General features: G+C 39.5%; 10 protein-coding genes. 7 read left to right on the plus strand and 3 right to left on the minus strand.

Translation table 11 applies throughout. The features are described 5' to 3' along the window. Positions 1-111: 111 nt before the first annotated feature. Positions 112-1,857 carry a M61 family metallopeptidase gene (locus B3E92_RS18855; protein WP_070566040.1) on the plus strand — a complete coding sequence of 582 codons (1,746 nt, stop codon included), beginning with the start codon at positions 112-114 and terminating at the stop codon, positions 1,855-1,857. Between the two features lie 58 nt (positions 1,858-1,915). Here B3E92_RS18855 and B3E92_RS18860 read toward each other — a convergent pair whose 3' ends face one another. Beyond that, on the minus strand, positions 1,916-2,416 hold the full coding sequence (locus tag B3E92_RS18860) for a hypothetical protein (RefSeq protein ID WP_070566042.1): 501 nt from the start codon (positions 2,414-2,416) through the stop codon (positions 1,916-1,918). Between the two features lie 260 nt (positions 2,417-2,676). Between B3E92_RS18860 and B3E92_RS18865 the strand changes: the two genes are divergently transcribed. Both B3E92_RS18865 and B3E92_RS18870 read left to right on the plus strand, forming a co-directional pair. Continuing rightward, a complete protein-coding gene (locus B3E92_RS18865; RefSeq protein ID WP_070566044.1) occupies positions 2,677-4,443 on the plus strand; it encodes an AMP-dependent synthetase/ligase in 1,767 nt (588 codons plus the stop codon). 35 nt (positions 4,444-4,478) lie between these two features. After that, positions 4,479-5,483, plus strand: coding sequence for a YihY/virulence factor BrkB family protein (locus B3E92_RS18870; RefSeq protein WP_070566046.1), 1,005 nt, complete (start codon positions 4,479-4,481; stop codon positions 5,481-5,483). Between the two features lie 2 nt (positions 5,484-5,485). Here B3E92_RS18870 and B3E92_RS18875 read toward each other — a convergent pair whose 3' ends face one another. Further along, positions 5,486-6,172 (minus strand): hypothetical protein, encoded by a 687-nt coding sequence (locus B3E92_RS18875; protein WP_070566050.1) that lies wholly within the window; start codon positions 6,170-6,172, stop codon positions 5,486-5,488. 63 nt (positions 6,173-6,235) lie between these two features. Then, entirely contained in the window at positions 6,236-6,847 is a 612-nt protein-coding gene (locus tag B3E92_RS18880) for a WbqC family protein (RefSeq protein ID WP_070566052.1), read from the minus strand. An 87-nt stretch (positions 6,848-6,934) separates the two neighbouring features. Between B3E92_RS18880 and B3E92_RS18885 the strand changes: the two genes are divergently transcribed. The 4 genes from B3E92_RS18885 to dapA all read left to right on the plus strand — a co-directional run bounded on the left by B3E92_RS18885 (position 6,935) and on the right by dapA (position 11,889). After that, positions 6,935-7,801 carry a lysophospholipid acyltransferase family protein gene (locus tag B3E92_RS18885; protein ID WP_286897895.1) on the plus strand — a complete coding sequence of 289 codons (867 nt, stop codon included), beginning with the start codon at positions 6,935-6,937 and terminating at the stop codon, positions 7,799-7,801. Beyond that, a complete protein-coding gene (locus B3E92_RS18890) occupies positions 7,798-8,829 on the plus strand; it encodes a glycosyltransferase family 2 protein (RefSeq protein ID WP_286897897.1) in 1,032 nt (343 codons plus the stop codon). The genes B3E92_RS18885 and B3E92_RS18890 overlap by 4 nt, the downstream gene beginning before the upstream one ends. 119 nt (positions 8,830-8,948) lie before the next feature. Further along, positions 8,949-10,973, plus strand: a complete 2,025-nt coding sequence (gene ligA, locus B3E92_RS18895; RefSeq protein ID WP_070566058.1) for an NAD-dependent DNA ligase LigA — start codon at positions 8,949-8,951, stop codon at positions 10,971-10,973. A gap of 37 nt (positions 10,974-11,010) precedes the next feature. After that, a complete protein-coding gene (gene dapA, locus B3E92_RS18900; protein WP_286897900.1) occupies positions 11,011-11,889 on the plus strand; it encodes a 4-hydroxy-tetrahydrodipicolinate synthase in 879 nt (292 codons plus the stop codon). Positions 11,890-11,929: the final 40 nt, after the last annotated feature.

The following is an 11,929-nucleotide window of genomic DNA, read 5'->3' on the forward strand; positions in this document are numbered from 1 at the left end:
ATGATGACAGGAAGCAGCTGATTCATAATTGTAGAACCAACAATCTTTTTTTTTGTTTGGTTAAGCGTACGATACTTGTAATTTTGTAAGCTCATACTAAAATCATCTTTCATGGACAGTGACCCTTTCAACATACCCGAAATACATTTTGAGGTATCATTTTCAGAAGCACAAGCTCATTACATCGAAGTAAAAATGAGCATCACAAAGCTCAACCAGCCTTATGTCGATCTAAAAATGCCAGTTTGGTCTCCTGGATCTTATTTAATTCGTGAATATGCTAAAAATGTAGAACGATTTCGATCATTTGACAAAACAGGAAATACGATTTCCTATCAGAAAATTTCAAAAAATACCTGGCGAATACCCACAGAATCTTTGGATCAAATCGAAGTAATCTACGCTGTATACGGTTTTGAAGTTTCTGTGCGTACCAACTTTTTCGATAGTGATCATGCTTTTATTGTGCCTACGGCAACTTTCTTTCATATCGATGGCCGTATAGACAGTCCTTCAACAGTCAGCATAGCACTAAAAGATTCTTGGGCAAGTATATCAACAGGACTCGAACAAATTGAAGAACATAAGTTTTATGCACCAAATTTTGACGTATTATACGATACGCCCATAGAAGCGGGTAACCAAGATGTCTGGAAATTCCAAGCTGCCGGTGTCGAGCATGAATGCGCCATGGTCGGAGGTGGTAGTTATGATAAAGACCGTCTGACGAAAGATATCACACGTATCGTCGAAGAGGAAACCCGCATCTGGGGTTCGAACCCCAATGAGCGATATGTCATTATTACCCACAATTACCAATCTGGAGGTGGAGGCCTAGAACATCTCAATTCAACAGTATTGGGAGCGTCGAGGAATGCGTATTTAAATGAGACAAGCTACAAAAACTATTTGAGTCTCGTTGCGCATGAATATTTTCACTTATGGAATGTCAAGCGCTTACGTCCAAAAGCATTAGGACCGTTTAATTACGATGGCGAGAACTATACCACAGGCCTCTGGATCATGGAAGGATTCACTTCGTATTATGATAATTTAATTATTAAACGCTGTGGATTTTATCATGAAAAAGAGTACCTCGCTTTGCTAGCTAACGATTTCAATATTGTACTGAACCGACCGGGTCATGCGATACAGTCTGCCGCAGCCTCAAGTTTCGATACCTGGATTAAATATTATAGGCCTGATGAAAATTCGATGAATTCAGGAATTTCCTATTACAACAAGGGGGCAATGCTGACAGCATTGTTGGATATTAAAATTATCGCTGCTACAGAAGGTCGACTAAAATTGGATGATGTTATCCGTGAGGCTTATGAGGAGTTCTACCTAAAACTTGATCGCGGATTTGAAGAAAATGAATTGAGAAGCCTTGCTGAACGCATCGCAGGCACGTCGTTAGACGACATTTTCAATGCTGCCCATCAGGACGGAGAACTGGATTATAACGATTATTTTAATCTCGTTGGTTACGAAATTGTGGATACCAATATTGATAACAACACATTGACATTCGGCATTACGACCAACAAAGTGGATGGGTTAATTTCGGTAGCAACAGTGGAAAAAGGCTCTGGTGCGTATGACGCCGGATTGAATGTAAAAGACGAACTGATTGCAATTAATAATAACAGGCTCGACGTGAAAGACAAGGAAATTGATTTCATTGTTCAACATGCCAAAGAGGGGGAAACATTAAACTTCCTGGTGGCACGAGATGGTTTAGTGCGTGAAATCCCTGTTCAGATCAGAAAGAGCAATAAAAAGATCTATGAAATCCGTCCGCTCAAAGAACAAACCTTTTTACAGGAATTGCTGGGTAAAATCTGGATGGCATAACACGAAAGTACTAGTATTAAAATTAAAAAAGAATAGCGGGGTCTCCCGCTATTCTTTTTTAAAATTTATATCTTACCGAAAAACCGATCGGATCAAATAATTTGATACTGGATTCGTTTAGAAAATCGAAATAAGGTTTTACATCCAATGAGATCTGAAATGGAGCTTGGGGAATATTATATTCAATACCAACAATACCGTCGATACTTAAATTGAGTTGTGAGTCAAACGAATGACGTTGACCATCTATAATTTTATCTTTCTCTTTATAAGAGCCTACGCTACCACCGAAACCATAATACCAATTGAATCCTCCAGTCAATGGTTTATAGATTTCATATAAACCAACAACGCGGAAACGGCGGAAATCAGAATTGCTCTGAATGCTCATGATAGCCTCCAATGCATGGTCCGAGTTAAGCGTATGACGATATGTAATTCCCTGAGCAGACCCAAAACGTCCACCAATAGCACCCTTATTGTCCAACTGAGCCATAGCTCTATTGGATAATGCTCCAAACATCAGCATTCCACCGACAGCCAAAAATATTTTTCTCATAAAAATCGTACGCTTTTTTGCTTTACATTTTTTTCAAACATAGATAAATTGCTTTTTATATGCAATATATTGCAGTGCACATAAAAACTATTTACCAGAACTTCCCCTATGAAGGACCTTTTCAATAGGGTAAATATCCACTACAGCTATAACGAAACAATGTTTAATTTGTTATGACAATAATCCCGAATTATCCAACTTTATTTCTGTATATTTAGATCAATACAGCATGTAGTAGTAACCAAATAAACTCAAGTGATATGGGCAGAATTTTTGACTTTATAACCTTATATAAAGAAAAATACGCAAAGGACATCATGGTGGCAGGTCGAGATGGAAACGGCCAGTGGAAAACGTATTCTACCAAAGAGTACACCGACGCGATTGACACCTTAAGCAGGGCGTTACTTAAACTAGGCCTCAAAAAAGGTGATCGGGTCGGAATCATGTCCGGCAACCGTCCCGAATGGAATTTAGTTGATTTTGCCTGCAATCAAATCGGTCTCGCAACTGTTCCCCTCTATCCCACATTATCTGCACAGGATCTTTCATTTATCGTGAATGACTCGGATGTCAATGTACTCTTTGTCAGCAACAGCGAATTGACAGACCGTATTGAACAAGCGATCAGGGAGCACGGTATACACCCACAACTGTATACTTTTGATGCCATTGAAAATTATACCCAGCTAAAAACATTCATCGAAACAGCAAAAGATGACTCAACTGATCTAGCTCCGCTTCGTGATGCAGTCACAGAAGATGATCTGCTAACCTTAATTTACACTTCAGGTACCACAGGACGTCCTAAAGGCGTATACTTGTCCCACAAAAATGTATACAGCAACGTCTTGGCCTGCAATCATCTCATCCGATCAGATTTCAAAACGGCGCTAAGCTTTCTTCCGCTATGCCATATCTTTGAACGCATGGTAGTATATATGTACTATTCGAAAGGAATCCAGATCTATTTTTCGGAAACCTTAGACAATGTCGTTGCCGATATCAACGATGTCAAACCGGATGTCTTCACCACAGTACCGCGTGTACTGGAAAAAGTATACGATAAGATTATTGAAAAAGGGAAAGCCTTAACGGGATTAAAAAAGAAAATTTTCTTCTGGGCTGTTGATCTCGGACTGAAATTTCAAGAACCTGAACGAAATGGACCGCTTTACAATCTCAAACTTGCGATTGCTAGAAAACTCATATTTTCCAAATGGCAAGAAGCTCTTGGCGGAAATATTAAAATTATCGTGTCAGGTGGCGCTGCCCTTCAAGAACGTTTAGCGCGTGTATTCTGGGCTGCTGGACTTAAAGTGCTCGAAGGTTATGGGTTAACTGAAACCTCCCCCGTAATTGCGGTAAACTCGTACTTACCCAATGGATTGAAATTTGGGACGGTAGGGAAACCCCTCAAAAACTTAGAAGTTAAAATTGCTTCAGATGGCGAAATCCTTGTCAAAGGTCCTAGTATCACGACTGGCTATTATAAAAATGAAGAAGCCACGAAAGAGGCTTTTGACGATCATGGATTCTTCAAAACAGGCGACATCGGAGAAATAACATCCGATGGTTTCCTTAAAATCACCGATCGAAAAAAGGAAATGTTTAAGACGGCAGGTGGTAAATATATTGCCCCCCAATCCATTGAAAACAAACTCATGGAATCTACATTAATCGGACAAGTCATGGTTTTCGGAGAAAATAGAAAATTTCCTGGAGCCTTGATTGTTCCTGCATTTGATGTGCTGTCAAAATGGGCAAGCCAAAAAGGTATTTCCAGTGGTTCAAACGAAGAAATCATCAAAAATCCAGAAGTAATCCAAAAATATCAGGAAGAAATTAACCGATTATCTACTAACTTTGGGCATTGGGAAATTGTCAAGAAATTTATTCTTCTTCCAAAGGAATGGACAATCAACGACGGTCAATTGACGCCAAAATTGAGTTTAAAACGAAAAATTATTTTAAAAGAGAACGAAGCTGTAATCGACAAATTGTATCAGGAACAAAACCAAGAATAGCAATTTGCACGATTATTGGGGCTGATCATCTTATTATGAAGCACGTTACACTACGAGATTTATTTACACTCGCCTACTGGAAAAACATTTGGCATGTCTTAGTTGATGCCTTTAATGGATTCAATGATGACAAATGTATGAAGAAGAGTGCTTCATTGGCTTACTATACCGTCTTCTCCATCGGCCCACTTCTTATGATTGTGATCTGGTGTATCGGCTTCTTCTACGGAGAACATCTTCAGAGTGGATCTTCGGCGCAGGATCAGGTGTTGGAGGAAGTCATGGTTCTTTTTGGACAGGATGTAACAACGCAGATCCAGTCCTATCTTCAAAAGATAACTTTCGAGAATAAATCCAATATGGGGATCACGATAGGTATTGTTACATTGATTCTCTCCTCTACGACCTTATTCGTTGATATACAAGACTCCATAAACAATATCTGGAAAGTAAAACCGAAACCCAAAAAAGGCTGGTTAAAATTAATCATCAATAGATTGATTTCTTTTTCCATCGTGATCGCCTTGGGCTTTTTACTAATTGCTTCACTCATGATCAATGGAGTTATCGTTGCCGTGACCAATTTAGTTATGACCTATTTTCCCTTTATTCCCATTGCGCTTATCTCGTGGGTAAATACAGGCATCACTTTCTCGGTCATTGTCATTTTATTTGGCTTTATCTTTTCTTTCCTTCCCGATGCCAAAGTAAAATTCAGAGACATGCTCGGGGGAGCCATTTTTACAGGTTTACTTTTCATGTTAGGCCGGTACGGCATTTCAATCTATCTGAATCTCTCTTCCACAGCCAGCTTTTATGGAGCCGCAGGATCGATAATTGTCATGTTATTATGGATCTACTATTCGGCTGCGATATTGTATTTTGGGGCAGAATTCACCAAGTTTTATGCCATTAAATTTGGCGCGGGCATTGTGCCTTCCACATTTGCGGTAGCGGTTGAACAGACGGAAAAAGTTAAAAAAACAGGAAGCGACGCCGAAGCACATGTTGGAGACACCATTCAGGTCTTAAAACAATAAATTTATTTTTTGTCTTTTTTACCACTGATGGAACCGTCTATACCGATGACGTCAATGACTTTGTCTCCAATCTGCGTGATATCGGATTTTAACCCGATCATGACGGTAAAAATATTAACAGGCCTATCCTGTATCTTCCTAAAATTATGGAGATAACCAAGCTCGAGCCCTAAAAAGAAGCCATTAAATTTGTAATCTGCGCCAGCCCCCAATTTACTGGAAAAATTCAGATGATTTTTATTCTCCATCTTGACGAGCTTTTGATCTGCCAGCACACGCGCTCTCGGCTCACTCGCCAGACCAACGCCAGGCCCAGCAAAACCATAGATATTCAGTCTACGCATCTGTTTCCTAATCCCGCCCGAGAATGAAAAAGTATAGAAATTCGTATTGGCATCTTCTATGCGGTATTCGAAATCGGGATCAATTAAGGGTTGTTTGTACTTAAATGAAAGTGTATAAAGCGTGGGGGATACAAAAAACATAGAATTTTTCAGGGATATATCTAAACCAATACTACCCGAAAACTTTGGCGAAAGTATATCTTTGGTTTTCCCGATCGGAAAACCCATTCCGGTTGTACCCCAATAGTAAACTTTTCGATAATGTATCGTATCAACGCCGCCCTGAGCCCGTATAGAGCTCCAACACAAAGAAAGAAGGAGAAAAGTAAAAAAGAATTGTTTCATTTAAATGCGTTCAATATTGAATAACAACAATATTAAACGCATTTTGTTCAAAAAATCGTCCGACTATAGATAACTTTTTGATTGCGGCCCTTGGTTGAACAACAAATCGATAATACTCAAATCTGGGTAAAATCCATTTTTATCAGAGAAAACCTGATAATATTCTTTTGGATCAGGCCATATACTTTCTTTTTTGGGATGTATAAGGTTGCGGAAATCGATCGCTTCTAACGGCTCGGCCACATACGCTTCTGTAAACCCTATTGTTCGTTTAAGTTTGATTGATTTTAGAATAAGCTCCAGCTGGGCCACATTAAAATCGACGAGATAGTCATATTTACCTTCGTAAAACCGTATAAAATCATCCTCATAATACTCAAAATATGCAGAACTCCGGTAAGCGGTCTGTATACTTAACCAGTGTAAACGTTGCCAGTTAAATTCATAACTTATCCGAATATCTTTCATGGGAACTCGTTCTTTATTGCCATGTTGAATGGGTACGATCAAATCCTGCACACCATTTGCTGAAGCAATGCGTGCCCGCGTACGATAGCTCTGCTTTTGAAAATGCTCGTATTTCTCGATGAACAAAGGAAGATTATGCTCTTGTATTGTATGAAAATAAGATATTGGTGGAAGATAACATGCCGGAAGTAATAACTGCGATTCCATAAAAACTGATGATTTTTGTTATAAGTGACGCAAAAATAACTTAAATTAAGGATATTTGTAAAGAACACTGGGAATTTTAGCTATAGCATGAAACAAAAAGCGTTAAACGCATTAATCTATATCATCTCTCTTCTCCCCTATTGGTTTCTATATTTGATCTCCGATGGGCTTTATTACATACTCTACTATATGATTGGATATAGGAAGAATATTGTATTTCAAAACTTAAAGAATGCTTTTCCAGAAAAAACGGATAAAGAACGCCTGGTTATCGCCAAAAAGTTTTACCGTTTTTTCCCGGATCTCCTTGTCGAATCGATCAAATTGAAAACGATTACGGCTGAGGAAGTCAAGAAAAAGATGACTTTGGAAGATGTAGAAGAATTGACGAGACACCTCGAGGCAGGCAAAAACGTAATCGGGGTGACTTCACATTATGCCAATTGGGAGCTTGGTATTCACCGTTTGAGTTTAATCACAAACTTCCCTACACTGATAGTATACAAACCACTCAACAACAAAGACATTGACACGGTGTACAATGACATGCGGGGACGGTTTGGCGCCGAAATGGTACCAATGAAACAAATACTCCGTCATATCGTCAAGTTGAAGGGCCAGCCCAATATCAGTATACTCGTTGCGGATCAAACACCGCTGTATTCGGATTCCGATTATTTTATTAATTGGCTAAATCAGGAAACATTGGTCTATACAGGAGCCGAAAGACTTTCTAGAATAAGTAAAGCACCTGTGGTCTATTGTTATATCGGAAGAAAGCCCAAAAGAGGGCAGTATTTCTGTAAATTCGTTACTTTAATCGAAGATCCAAATGGCTTTGGCGAGCATGAAATTACCGATATACACAATCAATTTGCTGAACAGCTTATTCGTGAAAACCCAGAATATTGGTTATGGTCACATAATCGCTGGAAAAGAAAACGTAGAAAATGAGTAAATTACCCAAAGTAGCTGTCGTTATCCTCAATTGGAATGGTCGATTTTTCCTGGAAAAATTTTTGCCATCCGTATATAATAGTTCGTATCCGAATGTCGAATTTGTCATTGGAGACAATGCCTCCGATGATGATTCAATTTCATTTGTGAAACAGTACTATCCGACGATTACTATACTTGAAAATGATAAAAACTATGGCTTCGCAGGAGGTTATAACAAAATACTGCAGCGTGTAGATGCTGATTACTATGTACTCCTGAATTCGGATGTCGAAGTGAGCCAAAACTGGATTGAACCCGTGATTGAATACTTGGAAAGAAACCCTTCCCTGGCAGCAGCACAGCCCAAAATACGTTCATTTCATGACAAGCAGAATTTTGAACATGCCGGAGCCGCCGGTGGCTATCTGGATTACTTTGGCTTTCCATTCTGCAAAGGGAGAATCCTACATGAAGTAGAAGATGATGCGGGACAGTACGATAAGGAATCTGAGATCTTTTGGGCATCTGGAGCTGCGCTTTTTATTCGCTCAAAAGCCTGGAAGGAAGCAGATGGCCTTGATGAAGATTTCTTTGCTCATATGGAGGAAATCGACCTGTGTTGGCGATTAAAGAAAATGGGCTACGGCATAGGTTATTGCCCTAAATCTGTTGTTTATCATGTTGGTGGAGGAACCCTCAATGCAAGTAATCCCAAAAAGACTTACCTCAATTTTAGGAATAATATGGTCATGCTGCAAAAAAACCTTCCGTTAGGCAAAGCCATATGGATTATTTTCATCAGGCTTTGGTTTGACTTTGCTGCCCTTGCTAAGTTTCTGATCGACAGAAAACCTAAGGATGCTTGGGCAATCAGTCGTGCGCATCAGTATTTCTTCTTGAATATTTTCAAAAATGCTAAAAAACGAAAAAAATACAAGGCGAAAGAAAATACAAAAGGGCATTACAGAAAATCAATTATCATTGATTTCTACACAAATAACAAACATAAATTTTCACAGCTAAATCCAGAGGATTTTAAATAGCATATTATTTTCCCAAAACACAAAATGCAGAAAACCGCATTTTAAAAATAAAGCAGTCATTACAACAAGATTCTTTATTTATTTTATTTAAACGTACTTTTTATTTGTAATTTTGCAAAATGTTGGTGATGGATATTGAAAAAAAGATAAAAGACTTAACGGCAGAGCTCAACCATTATAACTATCAATACTATGTATTGGCGAACAGTGTTATTTCGGACTACGACTTCGACCTCAAATTAAAGGAACTCGAAGCGCTGGAAGCTCAATATCCCAACTTTGCCGACCCCAACTCCCCTACACAGCGTATTGGTGGAGACATTACCTCCCGATTTCAAACGGAAAAACACCGCTGGCCAATGCTTTCATTGGGCAACACATACAATCAGGAGGAATTACTTGACTTCGACCAGCGTATCCGCAAAATCATCGGCGATCAGTTCGAGTATGTTTGTGAATTAAAATTTGACGGTTTATCCATCAGCTTGACTTATGAAAATGGCTTACTAAGTAAAGCTGTTACACGCGGGGATGGTACACAAGGCGATGTTGTCACCAACAACGTTAAAACGATTCGTTCTATCCCGATCAAACTCAAAGAAGGAGATTATCCAGATCAATTCGAAATACGAGGTGAAATATTTATGCATAAATCAGCTTTTCTCCGCCTGAATAAGGAACGAGCCGATAATGAGGAGCAAACCTATGCCAACCCAAGAAATTTCGCTTCTGGAACCATCAAACTCCAAGATTCTGCTGAAGTTGCCAAGCGCCCATTGGACTGTTTCCTTTACTTTTTGTACTGCGACAACAGAACAAATCTATTTCACGATCATTGGAATAGCTTAAACCATGTCAAAGACTGGGGATTCCACGTCAGCGAGCATAGCAGAAAATGCAGCACATTAACCGATGTTTTTGCATTTATTGACTATTGGGATGTCGAACGTCACAACCTAGGATATGAAATTGATGGAATCGTTATTAAAGTAAATGATTACGCACAACAGGAAGAGCTTGGCTTTACGGCCAAAAATCCACGTTGGGCAATATCCTACAAATTCAAAGCCGAGCGTGTAGAAACCATTCTTAACTCGATTAGTTATCAAGTTGGACGTACCGGCGCTGTTACACCTGTTGCCAATCTTCAACCTGTACAGCTGGCAGGCACAACCGTAAAACGCGCTTCCTTACACAATGCAAATGAAATCGCACGTCTCGACCTACACGAAGATGACACTGTTTTTGTGGAAAAAGGGGGCGAAATTATCCCTAAAATAATTGGGGTAAACCTCGACAAAAGGTTATCGGGATCGACAAGTTTTGTCTACCCGACTTCCTGTCCGGAATGTGGCACAGTACTTATACGGCAAGAAGGGGAAGCAGTACACTACTGCCCGAATGAAACTGGATGTCCGCCGCAAATTGTTGGCAAAATGCAACATTTTATCGGACGAAAAATGATGGATATCGAAGGAATGGGAGATGAGACCGTGGATACTTTCTTCAAGAAAGGTTTGCTACACAACATCGTTGACATCTATGGCCTGAAAGACCATCAAGATGACCTACAACAACTGGAACGTTTCGGTCAAAAATCAATCGATAACATGCTCAATGGCATTGAAAAATCCAAAGAAAAACCCTTTGAAAAAGTTTTGTTTTCGCTTGGAATACGTCATGTCGGCGAGACAATTGCAAAAAAATTGGCGCAGCATTTCAAAAATATTGATGCGCTAGCCCAAGCCTCAACAGAAGAAATCGAAGGAGTACAAGATATTGGACGCCGTATCGCGGAGAGCGTCAAAGAATACTTAGACAATCCAATTCATCAACAACAGATTGTTGCACTGCGGAATTATGGCTTAAATTTCGAAATTGAGGAAAAGGAGATTATCCTGGCGAGCAATTCACTTGAAGGGAAAACTTTTCTGATTTCCGGTGTATTTGCAGAACATTCACGTGAAGAGCTGGCAGCTGTAATTGAAAGCAATGGCGGAAAGATGTTATCTTCCATTTCTGCCAAACTAAGCTATCTCGTGGCAGGAGATAAAATGGGACCGTCCAAACTAGCGAAGGCTGAAAAATTGGGTATCCCGATGATTAATGATCAAGAACTATTTGAACTCATTAATCCCAAGTAAGTTTTTTTAATTAAATTTATATAAATACAAAAACAAGATGAACGAGCTTCACGGCGCAGGAGTAGCATTAGTCACTCCTTTTAACTCAGATGAATCTGTTGATTTCGAAGCATTAGGTCAGCTAATTGACTTGCAAATCAACGAAGGTATGGATTATTTGGTTTCTTTAGGTACAACTGGAGAAGTTGCCACTTTAACCAATGATGAACGAAAGCGCATCTGGGATTTTACTGTCAAGCGCGTGAACGGTAGACTACCCTTGGTTGCTGGAATTGGTGGAAATAATACAGCCGAAATTGTGGAGCAAATTAAAAACTTTGATCCAACAGGTTTTTGCGCAATTCTATCGGTATCTCCTTACTACAATAAACCAACACAAGAAGGCATTTACCAGCATTATAAGGCTGTTGCAAGCGCCTCTCCACTTCCGGTTATTTTATACAATGTACCTGGACGTACGGGTAGCAATATAATAGCACAGACAACATTGCGACTGGCTAATGATTTTTCGAATATCGTAGCCATCAAAGAAGCTTCCGGCAATTTTGCACAATTCAGCGAAATTCTACGGGATAAACCAGCAGAATTTCTATTGATTTCCGGAGACGATCCGGTTACCTTGCCGATGATGTCGCTTGGCGCTGCTGGTATCATTTCAGTGATCGGAAATGCGTTACCGAAAAAGGTAGCCACATTAGCGAAGTTATGTGCTGAAGGCAATTATGCCGAAGCTAGATCAATCCACAATGAACTTCTTAACATCACAGATCTATGTTTTATTGAAGGAAACCCAGCTGGTGTAAAATACATTCTGCAGGAATTGGGGATTGGAAAAGATCAATTAAGGCTTCCTTTAGTGCCTGTTAGCGAAAAAATCCAGGCAGCTATCAAAGAAGAATTAAAGAAATTGAACTAAGATATAGTCGAATTCGTTTGAGAAAAAGTTTAGATTCCAG

The sequence above is a fragment of the Sphingobacterium sp. UBA6317 genome (genome assembly GCF_002440385.1).
Lineage (GTDB): Bacteria > Bacteroidota > Bacteroidia > Sphingobacteriales > Sphingobacteriaceae > Sphingobacterium > Sphingobacterium multivorum.